Below are 23111 nucleotides of genomic sequence, written 5' to 3' on the forward strand. Positions count from 1 at the left end.
GTGTCATGGCCGGCCGATACCGGGTCGATGATCTCATCGGCCGCGGCGGCATGGCGCACGTGCACCGGGGTTACGACCTGACCCTCGGCCGCGACGTCGCGATCAAGATCCTGAATCGCGAGCTCGCGCGGGACACGGGCTTCCGGACCCGGTTCCGGATGGAGGCGCAGGCCGCGTCCCGCATGTCGCACCCGTCGATCGTGCGCGTGTACGACGCGGGCGAGGACTCCTCCGCCGAGGCGGGCGGCACGACTGCGGAGCCGGTGCCGTTCATCGTCATGGAGCTCGTGCACGGTCACCTGCTGAAGGACGTCATCGCGAGGGGCCGGATCCCGACGGTCGAGGCCGTCCGCTATGCCGACGGGATCCTCGAGGCGCTCGAGTACTCGCATCGCGCCGGCGTGGTGCACCGCGACATCAAGCCCGGCAACGTGATGATCACCCCCTCCGGCGCGGTCAAGGTGATGGACTTCGGGATCGCGCGCGCCGTCTCGGACTCGTCGTCGACCGTCGCGGAGACCACGCAGATCATCGGCACGGCGGCGTACTTCTCGCCCGAGCAGGCCAAGGGCGAGCAGGTCGACGCGCGCACCGACCTGTACTCCGCGGGCGTCGTACTGTACGAGATGCTCACAGGGCGCCAGCCGTTCCGGGGGGAGTCGCCGGTCGCGGTCGCCTACCAGCACGTCAGCGAGACCCCGCTCCCGCCGAGCGAGGTGCACGACGACGGCACGCACGACGACAACGCGGACGACGGCGTGCACGACGGCAGCGCGCACAGCGGCAAGGAAGCGGCGAGGATCCGCGCGATCGATCCGGTCGTGCTGCGGGCGATGGCGAAGGATCCGTTCCAGCGCTTTCCCGATGCCGCCTCGTTCCGCACCGCGCTCGACGCCGCGGTCGCCGGCGCCGTCACCGGCGCCGTTCCGACGAAGAAGCAGCTCAGCTCGCTGACCAGCGAGTTGTACGGGCCGAGCCCGCGGCACGCCCAGGAGACGGCCCGCACGCTGCGTCAGCTCTCCAGCGACACCACGATGACCCGCACCCAGTCCGGGCCGCCGGTGGCGTGGATCTGGGCGAGCGTGGCGCTGCTCGCGGTCCTGCTGGCCTCGGTGCTGATCTGGGTGCTCGCGATGCGTCCGGCCGGCGACCTCCCCACCGCCGCCCGCACCGTGCCGAATCTCACCGGGCAGGCCTACGACTCCGCCGCCGCCCAGCTGAAGAAGCTCGACCTCCGCGCGATCCGTATCGACCAGGCGGACGCCGACGTGGCCGTGGGCGACGTGATCAGCACCGACCCGACCGCGGGGACGCAGCTCGACAAGGGTCAAGCCGTCACGCTGTACGTCTCGACGGGTGCCGCGAAGAGCACGGTGCCGACGCTCGCGGGGCTCACCCAGGCGGCGGCGAAGGACGCGCTGGCCAAGGCCGGGCTGCAGCTCGGCGCGGTGACGCAGAAGAACGACCCGCAGTCGCCGCGCGACGTCGTGCTGAGCTCGAGCGTCGCCGCCGGGACCGAGGTCCCGGCCGGTACCTCGGTCGACCTGGTCGTCGCGAGCGGCGTGGTCACGCTGAACGACTTCACCGGCAAGCCCCTCGACGAGGCCACCCAGGCGCTGCAGCAGCTCGGGCTGACGGCGAATCCCGTGGCGAAGCCGGACTGCAAGGCCACGGATACGAAGACGGTCGTCGCGATGTCGGTGGCGCCAGGGGACGTGCCCGTGCGGTCCACGGTCGACCTCACCTACTGCACCGGCAAGTAGCGGGCGCGGCGTGCTCAGCTCGGCGTCGGCCCCGGTTCGATGCTGACGTCGCCGGGGGAGATGAACGGGCTCACCCAGGGGAACACGTAGAAGAACAGTCCGTACAGGATCGCAGCGACCACCACGAGCACGATGAGCAGCCGGACCCACCAGGGTCCGGGCAGGATCCGCCACAACCCTGCGTACATCAGCTCACCTCCTGCAACGACGCCGGAGCGCCCTTCGCACGCGGCTGGAAGCTCTCGAACACCCCGTACGCGACGATCCGCTCGGCGAGCGAGTACAGTGGCGAGCATGCCGTGAGGGTGATGTAGCTCTCCGCGGGGGGCGCGCCCGCGTCCTGCGGGACCGGATCCAGCACGTTCACGCTGTCCGGCGTCACGTATTCGAGGGTCCGGAACCGGTACGTGTACCAGCCGGCGGGCGTCTCGATCACGATCGCGTCGTTCAGCCGCAGCCGGTCGAGCTGGTTGAACGGCTTGCCCCAGGTCGTGCGATGCGCCGCCATCGTGAAGTTGCCGGGCTGGCCGGGCATGCCCGATCCCGGATAGACGCCGATCCAGCCGTGGTCGAGGGTGTCCGCGCGGGTGACGCCGCCCGCGATCTGCACGTCGTAGTCCGCTCCCCAGCGCGGCACCCGCATCTGCGCCGTCCAGGGCACGCCGTTCTGCGGCGCCGTCATGACGGGCGGCTCGTACCGGGCCGGGAGCCCGCTCGCACCGGTTCCCGGCACGACCGGGGGAGGGGCTGGCGCGGGGCTCTCCGCCCAGCTCCGGCTGATCGCATGACCCCTGTCGTTCGCGGCCGCGCCCATGATGATGTCGCCGATCCACATCTGCCACGCGACGTACAGCAGCACGACGACGCCCGCGGTGAGGAGGAGCTCGCCCAGCACGCTCACGAACGTCGCCCGGCGTCGCGGTCTCCGACGGCGAGCCGCGCCGCCCGTGGCTGCTCCCGCGTCGGTCATGCCGCGATCATACCGACCTGGGTCGGCCACGCCCTGATGGGTAGACTGGGCCCATGGCACGATCCCGCAAGCCCGAAGAAGCCGTCGTCGAGAAGGTCGATGCCGGCTCCGCCCCCAACGCCGTGTGGTTCAAGCCCGTCATGGTCGGCTTCATGCTGCTCGGACTGGCCTGGATCCTCGTCTTCTACATCACCGGCATGCAGTACCCGATCCCTGGACTGCAGTCCTGGAACCTGCTGATCGGTCTCGGCATCGCCCTCATCGGCTTCCTGATGACCACACGCTGGCGCTGACGCCCCTCGAGGAACAGACGCCCCCGCTCGCGCGGGGGCGTTTTTTTCGATCCGGTGCGGGAATCCCTTTCCCCCGGTTCTCCCCTGTTTCGGGCGGTTATCCACAATCTGGGGATCGATTTGCACAACCACTCCCCGGAGTTATCCACAGATCTATCCCCAGCTGGGGAGAATTACACCGGTGTTATTCACACCACCGCTCCCACTCGGGAAACCGCGTCCGGTGCGCTCTCGGCGCCGATCCGCCGCCGGGGCTGGGGTCAGCCCGCCGTGGCCAGCAGCGGCGGAACGATCGCGACGACAGCGAGCAGCACGACGGTGATGGCGGAGACGAGGCCGATCCACCAGAAGCGCGCGCTGCGGCGGCCGCCGGTGCGGGCGTAGATCAGGCCGATCAGGGCGCCGGCGATGATGCCGCCGACATGGGCCTGCCAGGCGATGTTGAAGCCCATCGCGAATCCGGCCACCAGGTTGATGGCGAGCACGACCAGCATGCCGGTGACGTTCGCACCGAGATGACGGCCGATCACGATCAGGGCGGCGAACAGGCCGAAGATCGCCCCGGATGCGCCGACCGTGGGCATGCCAGGGGCGAGCAGCGCCACGGCGACAGACCCGGCCAGGCCGCTGACCAGATACAGCACGAGGAACTTCGCCCGGCCGATCAGCGGCTCGAGCTGCTGACCGATCATCCACAGGGCCAGCATGTTCAGGCCGAGGTGGATCAGCCCGCCGTGCACGAGCAGCACGGTGAGCATCCGCCAGGGCTCGAACGGCGCGCCGGACAGCGAGGGGTAGAGGTACGCCGCCTGGAAGTGCAGTGCGTTCGTGATCGGCCCGTCGAGGCCCGGCACCAGCTGCAGCAGCCCGATCGCGGAGGTGATGCCGAGGATCCAGTACGTCACCAGCGGGCGTCCGCCCACGATCGTCATGCTGCGCGCACCCCAGCTGCGCCGGGCCCTGCGCTGCGCCGGCGACTCGCTGCGACGCTGCTCCTGCATGCACTCGGGGCAGATCACGCCCACCGGCGCCTGGGTCTGGCACTCCGGGCAGATCGTGCGCATGCACCGCTGGCACAGCACGAAGCTCTGCCGTCCGGGGTGCCGGTAGCAGAAGTTGTCGGGATTCGCGTGGAACTCCGAATTCGTCATCGGCGCGATCCGGAGTCCTGCGCAGGCCTCAGTTGGCGACGATGTCGACGGACTGCAGCACGACGTCCTCGACCGGACGGTCGCCGGCTCCGGTGCGCACCGACGCGATCTCGTCGACGACGGCCCGGGAGGCGTCGTCCGCGACCTCGCCGAAGATGGTGTGCTTGCCCTGCAGCCACGGGGTCGGGTCCGTGGTGATGAAGAACTGCGAGCCGTTGGTGCCCTCGGGCTGACCGGTGATCGCGTTGCGGCGCAGGCCGGCGTTCGCCATCGCGAGGATGTACGGCTCGTTGAAGTTCAGCTCGCCGTGGATCTCGTCGTTGAAGGTGTAACCGGGGCCGCCGACGCCCTGGCCGAGCGGGTCACCGCCCTGGATCATGAAGTTCGGGATGATCCGGTGGAAGATGACGTCCTTGTAGAGAGGTCCCTCGCCGGGCTTGCCGGTGGCGGGGTGGGTCCAGGAGCCGGTGCCGTCGGAGAGCCCGACGAAGTTCTTCACGGTGCGGGGGGCGTGGTCGCCGAACAGGTTGACGACGATGTCTCCATGGTTGGTGTGCAGCGTGGCGACGTGAGTGGCGTGAGGCATATAGCCATTGTCGCAGAGGTTCCGCAAGATCCCCCCTGTGCGCAGACCATTCCGGCGAGGGTCTGGCAAGATGGGGAATCCGAACCCGTTTCGATTGGGAGGGCACCATGGGCCTGAGTCGCAAGCGCAAGAAGGAACTCCGTCGTCTGCAGCACGAAGCGAACAAGCTGTGGGCCGCCCAGCAGGGCCTGGTCAACGAGGCCGCGAGCGTCGCGCGTGAGGCAGGCCGTCAGCTCGACCACTTCCGTCGTGAGCAGGTGGTGCCGACCGTCCAGGACGTGTACGAGCACCGCGTGCGTCCCGCCGTCGACCGCGGGGTGAAGTACTCCCGCGACGTGGTGGACCATCAGGTCATCCCCGCCGTCGGCGGCGTGATCGGATCGGCCCTCACCGCATGGGACATCGCCAACGCCAAGCGCACGGGCGCGCCGCACGCCGTGGTCTCCTCGCGTGCCTCGACGCCCGCGAAGAGCGGTCCCGGTGTCGGCACCGTGATCGCGATCGTCCTCGGAATCGGCGCGGCGGTCGGCGTGCTGGTCGCCGCCTGGCAGACGCTGCGCGCCGACGACGAGCTCTGGGTCGCGGACGACCCGCTGAGCGCTCCCGAGGCGTGAGCACCGCTGCGTCGGGCCCTGCCCCGTGGGAGGCCCGGCGGCCGGGTGAAGGACCGACGTCGTGACGGATCCGCACGCCCGGGTCCGGGATGCGGCGGCCGAACGCGGCCTCGAGATCGAGATCCGCCAGCGTCCTGCCGCCCGCAGTCTGCACGAGGCCGCCGCGCTGCTGGGCCTGGATCCTTCCGGCATCGTGAAGACCCTGGTGGTCAAGCGCTCCGACGACTCCTTCCTCTTCGCCCTGGTGCCGGGCGGACGGAAGATCTCCTGGCCGAAGCTGCGGGCCGTCGTCGGCGTGAACCGGCTGAAACTGCCGGATCCCGACGTCGCCCTCGCCGCGACCGGCTACGAGCGGGGCACCATCGTCCCGATCGGCAGCACGACCGCCTGGCCGGTCTATGCCGACGAGACGATCCGCGGCGAGCGCATCGCGATGGGCGCGGGCGCGCACGGCTACAGCCTGTTCGTCGACGCGGATGCCCTGATCGCCGCGTACGACGCGACCGTCGCCGACATCTCCGAACCGGAGTAGCGGTCCCCGACCCTCAGACGGTCAGCCCGGCCATGCCGAGGGCGATGTCGACGAGCCGCACGCGCTGCAGGGCGGCGATCTCGTCCAGGCGGTACCAGGCGGCCATGTCGGTCGACCCGTTCTTCTCGAACCGCAGCCGTCCTCCCACGATGCGGGCGCGGTACACGATCCGCAGCGTGTGCAGCGGAGCCGCGGCGCCCTTGGTGACGCGGCGCCGGGCGGGGATGACGCGGGAGTGGATCCCGAGCAGCTCCTCGATGACGACCTTGTAGCCGGTCTCCTCGTGCACCTCGCGGCGGGCCGCCACCTCGGGATCCTCGCCGGGCTCGAGCCCTCCTCCGGGCATCGTCCAGGAGACCCGGCGACCCTCGGTCCAGCGCGCCAGCAGCACGCGGGCGGCGTCGTCGTCGACGATGACCGCGTATGCCGCGACGCGCATGTCCATGGCACCACCCTAGTGAGACGCGGGCGGTACGGCGCCGCCGGCCGCCGCTGCACCGCTCCTCGGATCGATCAGTTCTGAAGAAGCGCTCGGGATGGCGGATTCCTAGGCTGAGGATCGTCCCGGAACCAGGGGCACCGAGTGGAGGATGACATGACCGAGAACACCGCCCCCGCGCTGACCGACTTCGAGCGCGCCGCCGTCAAGGAGGCCGCGAAGGAGAGCCGGGTCCGTGCGTCGCGCAAGAAGATCGATCCGGCCGAGGCACGCGCCGCCGGTGAGGCCGATGTACGCGCCAAGATCGCCGAGATGGACGAGGAGGACGGCCCGCTGGCCGAGGCCCTGCACCGGCTCGTGTCCGAGAACGCGCCGCACCTCGCGCCGCGCACTTACTACGGCATGCCCGCATGGGCCAACCCGGCCGGCAAGGTCGTGTGCTTCTTCAAGCCGAAGGCGAAGTTCACGGTGCGCTACGCGACGTTCGAGTTCGAGTGGCCGGCCCAGCTCGACGACGGCACGGTCTGGCCCACCGCCTACGCGGTGACCGCGCTCACGCCCGATGACCTCGCCTTCCTCGGCGAGCGGATCCGCCGCGCCGCACCCGCCGAGTGAGGGCCGCAGCCGCACCCGTCGCGTGAGGCGGCGGCTGCAGCGTGAGGCCACGGCCCTCGCTCAGTCCCGGCGCAGGTGCGCGGCCGTGAGCTCGGCCATCTCCTCGTCGCTGAGCCGGTCCATGCTGCGCGACTCGCGCTTGTCGCTGCGGATCCATCGCATCATCAGGATGACAAGGATCGGCACGTCGACGACCTCGGCGATGAACCACAGGAAGTCGCCGGACAGGTGCTGGTCGTGAACGGGGTTCGGGAACCAGGCGGGCAGCGCACCCGGCCAGAGGCCGGCGTGGTCGAGCACGGTGTCGTTGAGGCGCAGCAGGATGCCGGGAATCGCGTCGAGCACGAGCTCAACGAACGCGAAGAGGAACTCGGCCACGATGAACAGGCTGGTGCGGGCCACCGTGTGCGCGGCCATCGGCAGCACCATCAGCAGGCCGAGCAGCGGAACCAGCACGCTGGTCAGGCCCTCCGCGATCGGACTCATCCGCAGCACGGCCGCGAACGGCGTGAAGAACACCGCGAAGACCAGGCAGGTGAACACCGGGGCCATGATCGCGTTGCCGAAGAACTTGGCGAGCCACGAGCGCAGGAAGCCGTTCACCCGCGCCCGGGGACGCTCCGACAGCACCGCGCGGGCGAGCGACACCGGGCGCCCGAGCGTGACAGCGACAGGCACCACGAACATCAGCAGCGCGATCCGGGTCGTGAACGCCCAGCGGATCTCGACGCTCCACGTGCCGAGGAAACCGAACGACACCCACGCGTACGAGCCGAGGCCGAGCAGCAGGAACATCAGCGTGAGGCGCAGCGGCCAGCGGTGACCCCGCCGGCGCAGCACCCGGACCCCGCCGAGGTAGAGTCCTGCCGCGACGAGGAGCACCCCGAGCGCGGTGGGATCCAGGCTCCAGGTGCTCAGGAAGACGGGAATGGGAGGCGTCTCTCGACTCCGATCTGCGGTGCGGCCGGCTCGACGCTACGCCGCCGGGCTATGCGCGAGGTGGGATCCGCAACGCTTCGGCGGGCACGGTCTGCGGGGGCCGTCGTCGCGCCTTAACGGAAGGTGAACTCTGGCTGTCGAGTGCGCGAAACGCGGCCCCGGGTCCGCGGGAACCCGGAAGGCTGGCCATCATGAGCGCCGAAGTGCTGATCCTCGTCCTCGTGGTCGTGACCGCGATCGGATTCGACTTCACGAACGGCTTCCACGACACCGGAAACGCGATGGCGACCTCGATCGCGACAGGCGCCCTGAAGCCGAAGGTCGCGGTGGCCCTGTCGGCGGTCCTGAACCTGGTCGGCGCGTTCCTCTCGGTCGAGGTCGCCGCGACCATCACGAAGGACGTGCTGACGATCCAGGGCCCGAGCGGCGACCTGCTGCCGGGCCTGTCGCCCGAGTCGGCCATGATCATCATCTTCTCCGGGCTCGTCGGCGGGATCCTCTGGAACCTGCTCACCTGGCTGCTGGGACTCCCGTCCAGCTCCTCGCACGCTCTCTTCGGCGGGCTGATCGGGGCCGGGATCGCGGGCGCCGCGACCGTGAACTGGGCCGGGATCCTCGGCAAGATCATCGTGCCGGCAGTGCTCTCGCCGGTCATCGCAGGCGTGGTCGCCGCGGCCGGCACCTGGCTCGTCTACCGGTTCACCCGGGGTGTGCACGAGAAGCACCGCGAGGCCGGCTTCCGCTGGGGCCAGATCGGCACCGCCTCGCTCGTCTCGCTCGCGCACGGCACGGGCGACGCGCAGAAGACCATGGGCGTGATCGCCCTCGCGCTCATCGCACACGGCACGCTCACCGGCGACGAGATCCTCGAGGACGGTCTGCCGATCTGGATCATCGTGGTCTGCGGCGCCGCGATCGCCCTCGGCACCTACCTCGGCGGCTGGCGGATCATTCGCACGCTCGGCAAGGGACTGGTCGAGATCGAGTCGCCGCAGGGCCTCGCGGCCGAGGCCTCGTCCGCCGCGATCATCCTCACCTCGAGCTCGATGGGCATGGCGCTGTCGACCACGCACGTCGCGACCGGGTCGATCCTCGGATCCGGCGTCGGCCGGCCCGGTGCCCAGGTGCGCTGGGGCATCGCCGGGCGCATGGTGATCGCCTGGCTCATCACGATGCCGGCCGCGGGCGTCGTCGGCGGCCTGTGCTTCCTGCTCGCCGACCTGATCGGCGGCCTTGCCGGCGCGATCACCGTGTTCGTGCTGCTGATCGTCGCCGCCGGGCTGATGTACCTGCGCAGCCGCCGCCAGAAGATCGACCACCACAACGTCAACGCCGAGTGGGACGGCACCGTCGTCCCGCAGCCCGCTGCGGTCTGAACCGAAGGACGGATGAGATGAGCTTCGACGTCGCACAGCTGGCGCTCGCGGCCGGACGCGTGCTCGTGGTGGGCCTGCTGTTCGGTGCGGGACTGCCCGCCCTTTTCGCGGTCGGCATGCGGCTGCAGTCCGCCGGCAGCGGTGAGGTCGACGGGGACGCCGCCGGCATCCGCCGGCCCGCGCTCACCGCGGCGGGCTGGGTGCTGTTCGCGATCGTGATCGCCGTGGTCCTCGCCGGCGTGCTGTTCATCACGCGGCTGAGCATCCACCACTACTTCGGGATCTCCCTGTTCGGGGTCGGCACGTGAACGGCGGCGTTCTCGCCCGGGTGCTGGACTGGCTGCGCGCCGGCTACCCCGAGGGCGTGCCGCCGAAGGACTACACGCCACTGCTCGCACTGCTGCGGCGCACCCTCTCCACCGAGGAGACCGCCGAGGTGGTCCGCGCGCTCGCGCGGCAGGAGACCGACCCGGTCCGGGTGTCGCAGATCCGCGCCGCGATCGCCGAGGTGACCGACATCACGCCGGGCGAGGACGAGGTGCACCGTGTCGCCGCGCAGCTCGCCGCGCGCGGGGTGCCGCTCAGCACGAAGGCCCAGCGGATCGCGGGCATGATCGCGGCCGGGGAACCCTCGCCCGTGGCCGCTGCAGAGGCGGGTGCGGGGCCGGATCGGGAGGCTGCGGAAGGCAACCCGATCGCGCAGGCGCTGCGCTGGCTCGGCGCCGGCTACCCGGAGGGGATCCCCGCGCAGGACCGGGTGCCGATCCTCGCGCTGCTGCGCCGCCGCCTCACGGATGCAGAGGTGCAGGAGATCGCCGAGGCCGTCGTCGCACAGAGCGAGGCGGATCCCGAGATCTCGATGGTCGACGCGCAGGTGCTGATGATGCGGACACTCGGCGAGCTGCCGGGCGAGGAGGACGTGGAGCGCGTTCGCGCCCGGCTCGACGAGTCCGGGCGCGCGCTCGGCTGAGGTCCTCCTGCGCCCCGGCGCGTTCCGGCGTGTCGCACTCGAGGCGGGTGCGGGAGAACGTCTGCACCGTCTTCAGGACCAGGCGGCTCCCGCGGACGTTTTCGATCCGCTTTCCGCCGTTCTCCGCATTTCGTCCTGAGCTGCGGATGCGGCCCCTCGGCCTCCTCGCCCATGCCGGTGCGCACGCCTAGCGTGGAGGAATGACCACCCCGTTCCCGGCCGACGTCTACGCGACCCGCCTCGCCCGCGCCCGCGCTCTCACCGAGGAGGCGGGGCTCGACGTGATCGTCGTCGGACCCGGCCCCGACCTGACCTATCTCGCCGGCGTCGAGGGCGACACGATCGAGCGCCTGACGGCACTGGTGATCCCCGCGACGGGGGAGCCCACGGTCGTCGTGCCGCGCATGGAGCTGTCGAAGGTGCGCGATACGGCCGTGGGATCGCTCGGTCTCGCGATCGCCGACTGGGTCGACGGCGAGGATCCGTACGCCCTGGTCATGGCGGCGATGCCCGCCGCCCCGGTTCGGATCGGCCTGTCCGACGCGCTGCCCGCGCTGCACGTGATCCCGATCGCGGACCGCCTCGGCGTGCGCCCCGAGCTCGCGACCCCGGTGCTGCGCGAGGGGCGGATGATCAAGGACGAGGCCGAGATCGCCGAGCTGCGCCGCGCCGGCGCGGCGATCGACGCCGTGCACCGCCGCGTTCCCGCGCTGCTGCGCGCCGGCCGCACGGAGCGCGACGTGGCCGCCGACATCGCCGCCGCGATCGTCGCGGAGGGCCACCGCACCGTCGAGTTCGTCATCGTCGCCTCGGGTCCGAACGGCGCCGATCCGCACCACGAGGTCTCGGACCGGGTGATCCAGGACGGCGATGTCGTGGTCGTCGACATCGGCGGCGCGGTGCCGTCCGGCTACAACTCCGACAGCACCCGCACCTACGCCGTCGGCACGCCGGATCCCGAGACCGCCCGCCGTATCGCCGTGCTCGTGCGGGCGCAGCAGGCAGCGGTCGACGCCGTGCGCCCCGGCGTCACCGCGGAGCAGGTCGACGCCGCGGCGCGCGACGTGCTGACCGCGGAGGGCCTGGGCGCCGCGTTCCTGCACCGCACCGGCCACGGCATCGGCGTCACGACGCACGAGGAGCCCTACATCGCCCCCGGCAACGCGCTGCCGCTGCGCGAGGGCATGGCGTTCAGCATCGAACCGGGCATCTACTTCCCGGGCGAATGGGGATCCCGGATCGAGGACATCGTCGTGGTCACCGCCGACGGCTGCGAGAACCTCAACACGGTCCCCCACGAGCTGACCGCAGCGGGGGCCTGACCCGGCCGGGCCGGGCCGGGCCGTCCGGTCGTCGAGCGAGCGAAGCCCCAAGCGAAGCCCCGCGGACGGACCGGAGCGCAGCGATCGGTCCCTCGTCCGCGCAGGCATCGGGCCTGGCGGGAGCAGCGAAGCCCCGCGGACGGACCGGAGCGCAGCGATCGGTCCCTCGTCCGCGCAGGCATCGGGCCTGGCGGGAGCAGACGCTCCCGAGCCTGCGAGGGAGCGTCTGCGGGGGACTGCGCGGACGAGGGACCGACCGCGGAGCGGGCGCAACCACAGTCCCTTCGACAGGCTCAGGGACCGGACAGGGCCCAGGGACCGGCGACGCTCAGGGACTGGCGCAGTCAGTGCACGCGGTCGAGGGCTTCGGGGATGTCCGCGCTCCACGACGCCGGGGCCTCGGACGCGGGGGCGGCGGGCAGAGTCCCCTCGCCGTCCGGGTGGGGGATCGCGGCGAGCAGCGCCTCGGTGTAGGGATGCACCGGGCGGGCCCACACCAGCGGCGTCGCCCCGGACTCGACGATGCGACCGCGGTACATCACGGCCACGCGGTCGGCCATGAGCCGCACCACGGAGAGGTCGTGCGAGATGAACAGCATCGCCGCACCCGAGGCGACGCACAGCTCGCGCATCATCGCGGCGACCGAGGCCTGCGCGGACGCGTCGAGGGCCGAGATCGGCTCGTCGGCGACGATGAGGTCGGGCTTGGCGGCGAGCGCGCGAGCGATCGCGACGCGCTGCCGCTGACCGCCGGACAGCTGGTACGGATAGCGGTTCTCGAGCGCGGGGGAGAGGCCGACGGCCTTCAGCCAGTACGACGGCGCCTCGGTGTCCACCCCGCGGGAGGCGGCCGCGCGGGATCCCTCGGCGATCTGCTGCGCCACGCGGATCCGCGGGTTCAGCGACGAGTTCGGATCCTGGAACACCATCTGGATCGCGGTGAGCTCGGCCGGGCGGGTGCGCAGGCCGAGCGGCCGCACGGGGCGGTCGCGGTAGAGGACCGTCCCTCCGGCCGGCTTCTCCATGCCGATGACGGCGCGGGCGGTCGACGACTTGCCGCACCCGCTCTCGCCGACGAGCGCCAGCACCTCACCGGCCGCGATGTCGAACGAGACGCCGTCGACGGCACGGAACGCGAGGCGTCCGCCGTACTCGACGACGAGGGAGTCGACGTGCAGGACCGGCTTCTGATCACTCATCGGTTCTCCTCCCGATCGTCCGCGGAGGGCGCGTCGGACCCGTTCTCGCCGGGTGCGTCCACGAGCGAGTCCTGCGCATCGGGCATCGCGTCCAGCAGCTCGCGCGTGTAGGGATGCTGCGGATCCTGGAAGATCTGCCGGCGCGGACCGGACTCGATGATCAGACCGCCGCGCATGACCGCCACCTCGTCCGCCACGGCGCTCATCACACCGAGGTCGTGCGTGACGAGCAGCACGGCCAGGTCGCGCTCGATCGCGAGGTCGCGGAGCAGATGCAGGATCCCGGCCTGCACCGTGACGTCGAGCGCGGTGGTCGGCTCATCCGCGAGCAGCACCTCGGGCTCGCAGGCCAGGGCGATCGCGATCGCGATGCGCTGTCGCTGCCCGCCGGAGAACTGGTGCGGGTACTTCTGCAGCGCCTCCTCCGGGTTCGGCACGCGCACGAGCGCCACCAGCTCGGCCGCCCGCTTCCGCGCGTCGGCCCGCGACAGCCCGAGGTGCGCGCGCATGCCGTCGGCCAGTTGGGATCCGACCGTGATCTGCGGGTGCAGGCTGGCGGACGGATCCTGGAACACCATCCCGATCCGCTTGCCGCGCACGGCCCGGTAGGCCTTGCCGCTCATCCCGACCAGCTCGGTGTCGCCGCCGAGCACGATCGAGCCGGATGCGGTGCCGCCCGCGGGCAGCAGGCCGAGGATCGCCATCGCGGTCATGCTCTTGCCGGATCCGGACTCCCCGGCGAGACCCTGGACGCGTCCGGGCACGAGGTCGAGGGAGATGCCTTTCACGACTTCGGCACGGTTGCGCTTCCCCTGCCCGAGCTCGACGTGCAGGTCGCGGATCGCGAGCGCGGCGGCCACGTCGTCCCGGGCCGGTCGCTCCGTGAGCTGCGCGCTCACGCGGCCACCTCCCCGGTCGCGGCGGCGGCCGACACCGCAGTGGGCGCCTCGGCCTCGCGCTCGCGCGCGGCGAGCGGGTCGAGGGCGTCGCGCAGCGAGTCGCCGATGAAGTTGAACGCCATCACGATGCTGAGGATCGCGAGGCCCGGGAACAGCCCCAGCCACCAGTTCGAGGGGTTCTGCATGGCGTCGGCGATCATGGTGCCCCATTCGGGCGTCGGCGGCTGCGCTCCCAGGCCGAGGAAGGACAGGCCGGAGAGCAGCAGGACCGCGGTGCCGATGTCGAGCGACGCGAGCACGAGCACCGGGCCGGCGATGTTCGGCAGCACGTCGCGCACGAGCGATCGCAGCGGGGAGGATCCCAGCAGCCGGCCCGCGATGACGTAGTTCTGCGAGCGCAGCCCGAGCACGAGGGAGCGGGTGATGCGGGCGTACGGCGGCCAGGCCACGATGATGCCGGCGATCACGGCGTTCATGATCGACGGGCCGAGCGAGGCGGCGATGACCATCGCGAGGATCACGGTCGGGAACGCCATCACCATGTCGGTGATGCGCATGAGCACTTCGTCGAACCAGCCGCCGAGGTAGCCCGCGACCGCACCGACGACGGTGCCGACGATCATCGCGCAGATGACGAGCATGAGGGCGAGCGGGATCGTGGTCTGCGCACCGAGCAGGAGGCGGGAGAACACGTCGCGGCCGTTGACGTCGGTGCCCATGATCGCCTGGCCACTGGGGGCGGCGAGACGGGGGAGGTCCTGCGCGAGCGGGTCGTGCGGGGCGATCCACGGCGCGAGGATCGCGACCACGATCCACACCAGGGCGATGACCGTGCCGACCACGGCCAGCGGCGTGCGCCAGGCGCGCGGCAGCCAGGGACGACGGCGCTTCGGGGCGACCTTCTCGGGGACGACGAGGTTCATGACAGCCTCACGCGCGGATCCAGGACGCCGTAGAGCACGTCGACGACGAGGTTGATGACGAGGTAGATCACGCCCACGACCAGACCGACGCCGGTCACGGCCAGCAGGTCGAGGTTCTTCGAGGCGTTGTAGGCGTAGGTGCCCAGGCCCGGCCAGGCGAACACCGCCTCGACCAGCACCGTGCCGGAGAGCAGGCTGCCGAACGCGATGCCGACGAGGGTCAGGATCGGCAGCGCAGCTCCGCGCAGCACGTACCCGACGACGACCCGGCGGCCGCTCAGCCCCTTGGCGCGGGCCGCGCGGGCATAGTCCATGTCGAGCACCTCGAGCACCGAGGTGCGCACGAACCGGGTCAGGGTCGCGATCGTGAACAGGCTGAGCACGAGCACCGGCAGGGCGAGGTGGCTCGTCGCGTCGAAGAAGCCGACCGAGTCGCCGTTCAAGAGGTAGTCGATCGTGTAGAAGCCGGTGATGCGCGGGGGCGGCGTGATCGTGGGGGAGATCCGCCCGGATCCCGACACCCAGTGCAGCTGCATGAAGAACAGCTGGTACGTGAGGATCGCCATCCAGAACGTCGGGATGCTGAGCCCGATCAGGGTGACGACGCGCACGACCTGGTCGGTGACCTTGCCGCGGCGATAGGCGGCGAGCGTGCCCAGCACGATCGCGACGGCGAGGCTGATGATGATCGCGTAGAAGGCGATCTCCGCCGTGGCCGGCACGGCCTTGGCGAGGTCGGCGGAGACCGGCTGGCCGGACTTCAGCGAGGTGCCGAGGTCGCCGCGCAGCAGGTTGCCGACGTAGATGAAGAACCGGATCCAGACCGGTTGGTCGAGCCCGTACTTCTCTCGGAACGCTTCGACCGTGGCGGGGTTCGACGCGGCACCCTCGCCGAGGGCGGCGCGCACCGGATCCCCGGGCACGATCACGGTGAGGGAGAAGGTGACCAGCACGATCCCGAACAGCAGGATCACGCTCGTCACGGCCCGCCGGGCGAGGAACCGCACCAGCGTGTGCTGCGATTGCCGCGCTCGGCGGGTGGCGATGGCTTGGGTCTCGGACACGGGAGGCTTCCGGGTGGTGGCGGACGTGGTGCTGCGGGGGNGGACCGGCCCCCGCAGGGTTCACTTCGCGGGGTGCAGGGTCCGCAGGTCGAGCGTCCAGGTCACGTTGTACTGGAGCCCGGCCACCTTGGGCGAGCTGGCGAGGTTGATGCCGGGGACGATCAGCGGCACGAACGGGCCGGATTCCTGCATCGCCTTGGCGTAGTCGCCGAAAGCGGTGTTGCGCTCGTCGACCGAGGTCGCGTTCTGCGCCTTGGTGACGAGGTTCGCGATGCCCGGATCGGCGTCCGCGGGCCAGCCGGCACGCAGGCCGACCTTCTGGCCGGGGCCGAACGGCAGGAACGACGACGAGTCGGCGTAGTCGGGGCCCCAGTACCAGAGCGAGAACGCCTCCTGCGCCTTCACGTACGGCTGCACCTCGGTCGCGAACGGCGCCGGGGCGAGCGTCGCGTTGATGCCGGCGGCCTTCAGCTGCTCCTGCACGCGCTCGGCGACGGGCGTGAACTCGACGCCGCCGACCGGGTTGTCGTTGGGGAACTGCAGCTTGATCTGCTCTCCCTTGTAGCCGGACGCGGCGAGCGCGGCCTTGGCGCGGTCGAGGTCCTGCTTCACCCCGGTCTTGTTGGCGCCGGGGAACATCGGCGGGATGACGCCGGTGGCCTGCACGGATCCCTTGCCCGCGAGCTCGAGCAGCTTGTCGTAGTCGAGCGCGTAGCGCACCGCCTCGGCGAACTTCGGGTTCGCGGTGACGCCGCCCACGTTCTTGTCCTGGTTGATCAGGAGGAACAGGGTCTCGGCGGAGGGTGCCGAGTTCACCGTGAAGCCGGAGCCGAGGTTCTTCACCTGGTCGCCGGAGAGATCGACGGCCACGTTGGAGTCGCCGCCCTTGAGGTTGGTGAGCTGCGTGGAGGACCGCGAGATGTTGCGCACCACGATCTTGTCGTACGCCGGCTTGTCGCTGCCGTCGTACTTGTCGTTCTTCACCAGCACGACCTGCTGGGTGAGGTCGAGCGACTGCAGCTTGTACGGACCGGATCCGGCGGAGTTCGCATCGAGCCAGCTCTTCGCCGTGTCGGAGGTGTCGGTCTTGCCGCCGTTCTTCTCGACGACCTTGGAGTTGAGGATCGCGAGGGACGGGTTGGTGACGATCGCGGGCAGCTGCAGCGACGGGGTCTTCGTGCTCAGCTTCACGGTCTTGTCGTCGACCTTCGTGACGGTGATCCCCGCCATCAGGAAGTTCGCCTTCGAGTCCGTGATCCCGGCGACGCGGTCGAGGGAGAAGACGACGTCGTCCGCGGTGACCGGGGTGCCGTCGGAGAACTTCCGGCCGTCCTGGATCGTGAAGGTGAACTCGGTCGCGTCCGAGTTCTGCTTCATGGTCGCGAGATCGGGCTTCGGGGTGCTCGAGTCGGATCCCTGGAAGGTGAGCAGCGTGTCGTACACCGCGTGCAGGACCAGGTTGCCGGTGGGCACGTAGTTGCGTCCCGGGTCGCCGGTCTCGAGCGAGAACGCCGTGTCGACGACGAGCGTGCCTCCCCCGGAGGAGCTGTTCGAGTTGTTCGCGGAGTTGCCCCCGGAGCACCCGGCGAGCGCGATGGCGGCCACGGCGATGAGCGCGGCTGCGGCGTGGCGATGTGAACGGCCCACGGGCGTTCCTCCTCGTTGAAGATGGACAGGTCAGGCGACCGGATCGGGTTTTCCGGCACTATATCCGACCGATCACGCCGAATTCGAGCAATCCATTGTCACGCTTCCGTCACTACGGCAATATGTCCAGCATGAGCGACGATACCTCCTCCTCGTCTGGACGATCCGCACCCGTGATCGATGAAATCGCGTACGACATCCTCCGCGTGCTCCGGCGCAACGGCCGCATCTCGATCGCCGCGCTCGCCCAGGAGGTCGGGATCTCCCGCGCCAGCGCCTACTCCCGGGTCGAGTCGATGACCCGAGCCGGCATCATCACCGGCTTCACCGCCGAGGTCGACACCACCCGGCTCGGGCTGAGCGTGAGTGCCCTCGTGTTCTGCACGATCCAGCCGCAGTCGTGGACGTCGTTCCTGCACGCGATCGGCGAGATGCCGGATGTCGAGTCGGCCAGGGTGATGACCGGCGAGCACGACGTGATGCTCGTCGTGCGCAGCGTCGACATGGAGGCGATGCAGTCGCTCGTGATCGGCACCATCGCGGACCGGCCGGAGGTGACCAAGGTCGAGACCGCGATCGTGATGGGCGAGGTGTTCCGCCGCCCGTTCGTGCTGCCGGACGACATCCCCCGGCGCGATCCGATCGGCGTGGACAGCGGCCTGATGCGCTTCACGCGCACCGATCAGAGCCGGGGGACGCGGGTCTGATCCGGGATCAGACCTGCACGCACACGCTGACGTGGTCGACGCCGTCGACCGCGAAGTCCTCGACCAGGCGGATGCGGCCGTCCTCGGCGCGCTCGGCGCGACTGACCGCGTCGCCGCGCACGACCGACCCGTCGCTGGCCAGCGCGTGCGCGAACGAGACCCGCACCTCGGCGTCGGCGACCTCGCCGACGAAGCGTCCCTCGGTGACCGTGTCGCCGGTGTATTCGCCCCAGATCAGACGACCCTCCTGGTGGTAGGCGAAGGTCGTGGGGGCGTCCGGATCCACCTCGCTCGCGGTCGAGGAGACCATGGCGAAGCGCATCCCGTCGAGGGAGAGGGAAGAAGGCATGACGACGAGTATGGACCCGCGCCGGAGGATCCGCGCAATCCCGGTCGCTCCCCGCGTGCCCGGGATCCGGAGCGGAGATCGCGCGTTCCCGAGGCGAGGAATGACAATTCCCGCACCCTCGGAATCTATTAACAGGTTCATCCACATGTGGATTACTCGGAGAGGCGGAATTCCTCCCCTTGTGGCGGTTTCTGAGCGCTTCCCGGCATCGGATACGTCCTGTTCACCGGTCGTTTTCCTGAAGGTCGGCTCGCGGCGCCCGGTGGTGCGTGGAAAAGCAGGCGACTCCGCGCCGGCGGGCATTTCCCGCACTGCAGGTCCTGCTCCCGGAGAACGCCCTCAGGAGATGCGCCGGAACAATCGGTTACCGGCCGCGGCGAGTCCGCTGCCGACCGCGAGGATCGCCGCACTCCCGCCCGCGTAGGCGATCTGCCGATGGCTGCCGTGCTGTTCGACGGTGATGTAGATGACCACGAACGCGACGATCGAGAGGACCGCGGAGAGCCCGGCGATCCACCACAGCAGACTCAGCCGACGAGCCGGGTGATCCGCGGGGGGAACCCGCCACGCCAGGAGCGCGATGCCGCCCAGCGCTCCGCATGCCGCGACGAGAATGAAGGCCGCGACGACGTCGCTCGGACGGTGCCACTGATCGATCACGAGCAGGACGCCCGTCAGCACCGCGAAGGCCCCGCCGAGCACCGCGGCGAGCGGGCGCCAGCGCGGCGGCGAGACGAGGAAGACCGCGAAGGCTGCGGCAGCCGCCACCGTCGCATGCCCGGAAGGGAATGAATTGTTCAGCAGGTCCGTGGCGCCGGTCTGGGCGCGGACCAGGAACACGTGCTTGGCCAGTTCTGCGAGTGCGAGTGCCACCGTCCCGACGGCGAAAGCGACGACGATGTGCTTCGGCCTGCGGGTGATCCCGCCGATGAGGAGGGTGAGCACGATCCCTCCGCCTATGCCGACGGTCGGCACGCTGACGAGCAGGATCCCGGTCAGACGGTAGACGATGTCGTGCTGGTCCGCGGCTCCGGCGAATGCGCGTTCGTCGACGATCTGCCCGACGTACGTCTGCACGAACACGAAATAGGTCGCGACGAAGGCGACCGCCAGTCCGACGGCGGCCATCGCGAACGATCGCATCTTCCGTCCTGCCGCCACCGGACCATCATGCCACCGGCATCCTGTGCGATCCGAGTGCGCGTGCCGTGCTGATCGCGCCGCGCCCGAGAGCAAGCGCCCCCGGCCCCGCGCCGGCAGCGCCGGGCCGCGTCAGGCCGGACCCGACGACGCCAGCCCGGTCGGCGCGGTCACCGGACGCTCGCTCCGGCGGCGTGACGTGTCGAAGAAGGGCAGCGCGAGATGCACGAGCGGGCCGATGGTCGCGGCGAACACCACGGTGCCGATGCCGACCGTGCCGCCGAGCAGCCACCCGACCGCCAGCACGGTCACCTCGACCGTGAGCCGGGAGACCCAGATCGGCCACCCGAGCCGGGCGTTCATGCCCGTCATCAGACCGTCGCGCGGGCCGGGGCCGAAGCGGGAGCCGATGTAGAGGCCGCTCGCGAGGGCGACCGCGAGCAGGCCGGCGATGAAGATCAGGATCCGCGGCACGAGGCCGTGGATCGGCGGCAGCACCGTGAGCGTGACCTGGATCGCGGTGCCGACCAGCAGGATGTTCGCGATCGTGCCGGCGCCCGGGCGCTGGCGCAGCGGAATCCACAGCAGGAGGACCAGCAGGCCGACGATGTTGGTGATCCACCCGATGCCGATCCCGGTGCGGACCGAGAGGCCCTGCGCGAAGACGGTCCACGGGTCGAGGCCGAAGCCGGCCGCGATCATGAGCGCGTCGCCCACTCCGTAGAGCGGGAGGCCGATCAGCAGCTGCAGCACGCGACGTGTCATGAATCCATGATCCGACAGAAGTGGATCCTTCAGAAGAGTCCAATTCGCGTACTCTGGCCTCATGGACTCCCGGCTCTCCGCCCGCGCCCTGGTCGAGCTGCTCGGCTTCTGGCGCACCAGCGAACCCGCGTACGACGCCCTCGCCGACGGGATCCGGCTGCTCTGCCTGGACAACCGGATCGCACCGGAGACCGCGCTTCCCGCCGAGCGCGAGCTCGCCGTCGCCCTCGGCATCAGCCGCACCACGGTCGCGGCCGCCTACCGGGCGCTGCGCAGCACCGGCCACATCCTGAGCCGGCAGGGATCCGGCAGCGTCACCCGGCCGCTCGGGCGGACCACCGCGGCGCGCTGGTTCGACCGGGAGGGGATCGACCTGCAGCAGGCCAGCCCGCCGGCCTGGCCCGGTCTGCCGGGCGTGATCGCAGAGGTCGCCGCGTCGGCCACCGCACTCGTGTCCCGATCCGGCTATGACATCCTCGGACACGCCGGACTGCGCGCCGCGATCGCCGAGCGGTGCACTCGGCAGGGCATCCCGACGATCCCCGAGCAGATCATGGTCACCAACGGCGCCCAGCACGCCCTGAACCTGATCGCGTCCACGCTCCTGCGCCGCGCGGATCGCGTCCTGATCGAGACCCCGACCTACCCGCACGCCGCGGAGACCTTCCGCCGCAGCGGATCCCGGCTCGTGGGCGTGCCCGTCGAGGTCGGGCATGGCTGGGACGTGGACCGAGCCGCCCAGGCGTTCGCCCGTACCGCGCCCGCCCTCGCCTACCTGATGCCGGAGTTCCAGAACCCGACCGGCCGCACCATGACGGCGTCCGAGCGCACGGCGTTCGCCCGCGCCGCGCACGACAGCGGCTCGATGCTCCTCGTCGACGACACGATCTCCGATCTCGTGATCGATGCCGGGGAGCGCCCTGCGCCGCTGCCCGCCGCGATCCGGGTGGGGTCGCTGGCCAAGTCGGTGTGGGGCGGGCTGCGGGTGGGCTGGATCCGCGCCGACGCGGACGTGATCCGACGGCTGCGGGCGGCCCGAGCCTCGCACGACCTGGGCACGCCCGACCTCGAGCAGGCGGTCGCGACCCGCGTCATGGTGCGGCTCGACGAGATCCTGCCGCAGCGCTCAGCGCTGCTCCGCGCGGGTCGGGACGCCCTCGTCGCGGCCCTCGGCGCGGCCGTTCCGGGGTGGTCGGTGCCGCAGGTGCACGGCGGGGTCGCGCTCTGGGTCGGCCTGGGCGCCCCGCTCAGCTCGGCGCTCGTGATGGACGCGGCGCGTCACGGTCTGCACCTGTCGGCGGGCCCGCGGTTCGCGGTCGACGGCGGTCACGAACGCCATCTGCGGATCCCGTTCACCGCGGAGCCGCGCGAGCTCGAGCGCGCGGTGGACATCCTCGCCGCCTCCTGGGCGACGGTCTCCGCCGACATCTCGCATCTCGAGCCCGGCACCCCGGCGCTCAGCGAAGCGCTGGTGTGAGCGGCAGGACCTTGCGGCGAGGGAGGCGAGGGAAACCGTCGCGGACTGTGGAGCCTAGGATGTCTGGGTTCACGACATAGGCGACAGGTGATCGGCGACACGTGAGTCGCGTCATAGGCGACAGACTCAGGCATGTCGAAGCATCGCGTCGTCGTGTTGAAGATCATCGCCGGACAGCTCACAGTGACCGCCGCTGCGTGCGAGTACGGGCTCTCCCGCCAGTATCTCCACGTGCTGCTCGCCCGCTACCGTAAAGAGGGATTGGATGGCCTCGAGCCACACTCGCGCGCTCCGCTGACTTCGCCCCAGACGACGACCACCCGCGTCCGCGACCGTGTCATCGAACTGCGCCAACAGCTGACCTCGAACGGGCTCGATGCCGGCCCGGTCACGATCGCCTGGCATCTGCGAGAAGAAGGCCTACGAGCCCCGTCGACGTCCACGATCCGCCGGATCCTGCACACCGCTGGGCTGGTCACCCCCGAGCCGCGCAAACGCCCCCGTTCCTCCTACCTCCGTTTCGAAGCCGCCCGACCGAACGAGACCTGGCAGTCCGACTTCACCCACTGGCCCCTCGCGGACGACACCGACGTCGAGATCCTGAACTGGCTCGACGACCACTCCCGAAAACTGCTGTCCTGCACCGTCCACCACCCCGTCACCGGCGACGACGTCGTCACCACGTTCCTCACCTGCATCGACACCCACGGGCCGCCCGCGTCCACGCTCACCGACAACGGACGCGTCTACACCGCCCGACACGGAGGAGGCAGAAACGCCTTCGAATACACGCTCGCCGCGCTCAGCATCGTCCAGAAGAACGGTTCCCCGAACCACCCCCAGACCCAGGGCAAGATCGAACGCTTCCATCAAACCCTGAAACGCTGGCTCGCCGCCCGTCCCCGCGCCCGCACCGCGGCCGAGCTGCAGACCCAACTCGACGAGTTCCGCGAACACTACAACACGCGCCGACCGCACCGCGCGCTCGACGGAAGAACCCCGGCCGACACCTACGCCGCCTCCCCAAAAGCCGCCCCCACCGGGACCCCAGACACGGACCGGACGCACTACCGCCTCCGCTACGACCACGTCGCCGCCGACGGGAAGATCAGCTTCCGCCGCGCCGGGCGCATGCACCACCTCGGCATCGGCACCACCCACCGAGGCAAACGCGTCATCATCCTCGCCGACGAACACAGCACCACCGTGATCTCCCTCAACACCGGAGAGATCATCGCGACCAACACCATCGACCCAAGCAAAAGCTACTGGCGCAACAACGAGAGAGAGCCCGGCCGATGGCCGGACTCTCTCTCGTAACTTGTCACCTATGTCGCGACTCAGATGTCAACTATGTCCCGACTCATCACA

The 23111-nt window shown here is 70.4% G+C and carries 26 protein-coding genes; 12 read left to right on the top strand and 14 right to left on the bottom strand.

Going from position 1 to position 23111, the window contains the following annotated elements; translation table 11 throughout:
* Positions 1-5: 5 nt before the first annotated feature.
* Positions 6-1763: a Stk1 family PASTA domain-containing Ser/Thr kinase gene (pknB, locus tag ACTJJZ_RS09250; protein WP_440720919.1), complete on the top strand. Its 1758-nt coding sequence runs from the start codon at positions 6-8 to the stop codon at positions 1761-1763.
* A gap of 14 nt (positions 1764-1777) precedes the next feature.
* Here the strand turns inward: pknB and ACTJJZ_RS09255 are convergent, their stop codons facing one another.
* Together ACTJJZ_RS09255 and ACTJJZ_RS09260 are read right to left on the bottom strand one after the other, a co-directional pair.
* Complete coding sequence (locus ACTJJZ_RS09255; RefSeq protein ID WP_440720891.1) at positions 1778-1951, bottom strand: hypothetical protein; 174 nt, start codon at positions 1949-1951, stop codon at positions 1778-1780.
* Entirely contained in the window at positions 1951-2733 is a 783-nt protein-coding gene (locus ACTJJZ_RS09260) for a class E sortase (protein ID WP_440720892.1), read from the bottom strand. Before ACTJJZ_RS09260 ends, ACTJJZ_RS09255 begins: the two co-directional genes overlap by 1 nt.
* Before the next feature lie 53 nt (positions 2734-2786).
* Between ACTJJZ_RS09260 and ACTJJZ_RS09265 the strand changes: the two genes are divergently transcribed.
* Positions 2787-3026: a cell division protein CrgA gene (locus tag ACTJJZ_RS09265; protein WP_440720893.1), complete on the top strand. Its 240-nt coding sequence runs from the start codon at positions 2787-2789 to the stop codon at positions 3024-3026.
* A 260-nt stretch (positions 3027-3286) separates the two neighbouring features.
* On the opposite strand, the gene ACTJJZ_RS09270 is transcribed toward ACTJJZ_RS09265, so the two are convergent.
* Together ACTJJZ_RS09270 and ACTJJZ_RS09275 are read right to left on the bottom strand one after the other, a co-directional pair.
* Positions 3287-4177: a rhomboid family intramembrane serine protease gene (locus ACTJJZ_RS09270; RefSeq protein ID WP_440720894.1), complete on the bottom strand. Its 891-nt coding sequence runs from the start codon at positions 4175-4177 to the stop codon at positions 3287-3289.
* A gap of 28 nt (positions 4178-4205) precedes the next feature.
* The gene (locus ACTJJZ_RS09275) at positions 4206-4763 is read right to left on the bottom strand and encodes a peptidylprolyl isomerase (RefSeq protein WP_440720895.1); all 558 of its coding nucleotides are present in this window, start codon (positions 4761-4763) and stop codon (positions 4206-4208) included.
* A 107-nt stretch (positions 4764-4870) separates the two neighbouring features.
* On the opposite strand from ACTJJZ_RS09275, the gene ACTJJZ_RS09280 reads away from it, so the two are divergent.
* Both ACTJJZ_RS09280 and ACTJJZ_RS09285 read left to right on the top strand, forming a co-directional pair.
* The gene (locus ACTJJZ_RS09280) at positions 4871-5377 is read left to right on the top strand and encodes a DNA helicase (protein WP_440720896.1); all 507 of its coding nucleotides are present in this window, start codon (positions 4871-4873) and stop codon (positions 5375-5377) included.
* A gap of 61 nt (positions 5378-5438) precedes the next feature.
* Entirely contained in the window at positions 5439-5909 is a 471-nt protein-coding gene (locus ACTJJZ_RS09285) for an aminoacyl-tRNA deacylase (protein WP_440720897.1), read from the top strand.
* A 13-nt stretch (positions 5910-5922) separates the two neighbouring features.
* On the opposite strand, the gene ACTJJZ_RS09290 is transcribed toward ACTJJZ_RS09285, so the two are convergent.
* Positions 5923-6354, bottom strand: coding sequence for an NUDIX hydrolase (locus ACTJJZ_RS09290; protein ID WP_440720898.1), 432 nt, complete (start codon positions 6352-6354; stop codon positions 5923-5925).
* Between the two features lie 150 nt (positions 6355-6504).
* Here ACTJJZ_RS09290 and ACTJJZ_RS09295 point away from each other — a divergent pair, with 150 nt between their 5' ends.
* The gene (locus ACTJJZ_RS09295) at positions 6505-6963 is read left to right on the top strand and encodes a hypothetical protein (protein WP_440720899.1); all 459 of its coding nucleotides are present in this window, start codon (positions 6505-6507) and stop codon (positions 6961-6963) included.
* 60 nt (positions 6964-7023) lie between these two features.
* On the opposite strand, the gene ACTJJZ_RS09300 is transcribed toward ACTJJZ_RS09295, so the two are convergent.
* Complete coding sequence (locus ACTJJZ_RS09300; protein ID WP_440720900.1) at positions 7024-7845, bottom strand: cytochrome c oxidase assembly protein; 822 nt, start codon at positions 7843-7845, stop codon at positions 7024-7026.
* Positions 7846-8093: 248 nt separating this feature from the next.
* On the opposite strand from ACTJJZ_RS09300, the gene ACTJJZ_RS09305 reads away from it, so the two are divergent.
* The 4 genes from ACTJJZ_RS09305 (at position 8094) to ACTJJZ_RS09320 (ending at position 11570) form a co-directional block, all read left to right on the top strand.
* A complete protein-coding gene (locus tag ACTJJZ_RS09305; RefSeq protein WP_440720901.1) occupies positions 8094-9278 on the top strand; it encodes an anion permease in 1185 nt (394 codons plus the stop codon).
* Positions 9279-9295: 17 nt separating this feature from the next.
* Positions 9296-9586, top strand: coding sequence for a hypothetical protein (locus ACTJJZ_RS09310; RefSeq protein ID WP_440720902.1), 291 nt, complete (start codon positions 9296-9298; stop codon positions 9584-9586).
* Positions 9583-10248: a DUF3349 domain-containing protein gene (locus ACTJJZ_RS09315; protein WP_440720903.1), complete on the top strand. Its 666-nt coding sequence runs from the start codon at positions 9583-9585 to the stop codon at positions 10246-10248. The genes ACTJJZ_RS09310 and ACTJJZ_RS09315 overlap by 4 nt, the downstream gene beginning before the upstream one ends.
* A gap of 200 nt (positions 10249-10448) precedes the next feature.
* Positions 10449-11570, top strand: coding sequence for a M24 family metallopeptidase (locus tag ACTJJZ_RS09320; protein ID WP_440720904.1), 1122 nt, complete (start codon positions 10449-10451; stop codon positions 11568-11570).
* Positions 11571-11914: 344 nt separating this feature from the next.
* Here the strand turns inward: ACTJJZ_RS09320 and ACTJJZ_RS09325 are convergent, their stop codons facing one another.
* The 5 genes from ACTJJZ_RS09325 to ACTJJZ_RS09345 form a co-directional block, all read right to left on the bottom strand.
* Positions 11915-12769: an ABC transporter ATP-binding protein gene (locus tag ACTJJZ_RS09325; protein ID WP_440720905.1), complete on the bottom strand. Its 855-nt coding sequence runs from the start codon at positions 12767-12769 to the stop codon at positions 11915-11917.
* A complete protein-coding gene (locus ACTJJZ_RS09330; RefSeq protein ID WP_440720906.1) occupies positions 12766-13668 on the bottom strand; it encodes an ABC transporter ATP-binding protein in 903 nt (300 codons plus the stop codon). The genes ACTJJZ_RS09325 and ACTJJZ_RS09330 overlap by 4 nt, the downstream gene beginning before the upstream one ends.
* On the bottom strand, positions 13665-14591 hold the full coding sequence (locus ACTJJZ_RS09335; RefSeq protein WP_440720907.1) for an ABC transporter permease: 927 nt from the start codon (positions 14589-14591) through the stop codon (positions 13665-13667). Before ACTJJZ_RS09335 ends, ACTJJZ_RS09330 begins: the two co-directional genes overlap by 4 nt.
* On the bottom strand, positions 14588-15655 hold the full coding sequence (locus ACTJJZ_RS09340) for an ABC transporter permease (RefSeq protein ID WP_440720908.1): 1068 nt from the start codon (positions 15653-15655) through the stop codon (positions 14588-14590). Before ACTJJZ_RS09340 ends, ACTJJZ_RS09335 begins: the two co-directional genes overlap by 4 nt.
* A gap of 60 nt (positions 15656-15715) precedes the next feature.
* A complete protein-coding gene (locus ACTJJZ_RS09345) occupies positions 15716-17302 on the bottom strand; it encodes an ABC transporter substrate-binding protein (protein WP_440720909.1) in 1587 nt (528 codons plus the stop codon).
* 173 nt (positions 17303-17475) lie between these two features.
* Here ACTJJZ_RS09345 and ACTJJZ_RS09350 point away from each other — a divergent pair, with 173 nt between their 5' ends.
* Positions 17476-18009: an Lrp/AsnC family transcriptional regulator gene (locus ACTJJZ_RS09350; protein WP_440720910.1), complete on the top strand. Its 534-nt coding sequence runs from the start codon at positions 17476-17478 to the stop codon at positions 18007-18009.
* 7 nt (positions 18010-18016) lie between these two features.
* Here the strand turns inward: ACTJJZ_RS09350 and ACTJJZ_RS09355 are convergent, their stop codons facing one another.
* The 3 genes from ACTJJZ_RS09355 to yczE form a co-directional block, all read right to left on the bottom strand.
* A complete protein-coding gene (locus ACTJJZ_RS09355) occupies positions 18017-18358 on the bottom strand; it encodes a hypothetical protein (RefSeq protein ID WP_440720911.1) in 342 nt (113 codons plus the stop codon).
* Between the two features lie 339 nt (positions 18359-18697).
* Positions 18698-19501, bottom strand: a complete 804-nt coding sequence (locus ACTJJZ_RS09360) for a phosphatase PAP2 family protein (protein ID WP_440720912.1) — start codon at positions 19499-19501, stop codon at positions 18698-18700.
* A gap of 129 nt (positions 19502-19630) precedes the next feature.
* On the bottom strand, positions 19631-20263 hold the full coding sequence (gene yczE / locus ACTJJZ_RS09365; RefSeq protein ID WP_440720913.1) for a membrane protein YczE: 633 nt from the start codon (positions 20261-20263) through the stop codon (positions 19631-19633).
* A 61-nt stretch (positions 20264-20324) separates the two neighbouring features.
* Here yczE and yczR point away from each other — a divergent pair, with 61 nt between their 5' ends.
* Both yczR and ACTJJZ_RS09375 read left to right on the top strand, forming a co-directional pair.
* Complete coding sequence (gene yczR / locus ACTJJZ_RS09370; RefSeq protein ID WP_440720914.1) at positions 20325-21740, top strand: MocR-like transcription factor YczR; 1416 nt, start codon at positions 20325-20327, stop codon at positions 21738-21740.
* A gap of 132 nt (positions 21741-21872) precedes the next feature.
* Positions 21873-23060, top strand: coding sequence for an IS481 family transposase (locus ACTJJZ_RS09375; protein WP_440719109.1), 1188 nt, complete (start codon positions 21873-21875; stop codon positions 23058-23060).
* Positions 23061-23111 lie beyond the last annotated feature (51 nt).

It is taken from the genome of Microbacterium sp. 22242, from assembly GCF_052045495.1.
Taxonomy (GTDB): Bacteria; Actinomycetota; Actinomycetes; order Actinomycetales; family Microbacteriaceae; genus Microbacterium.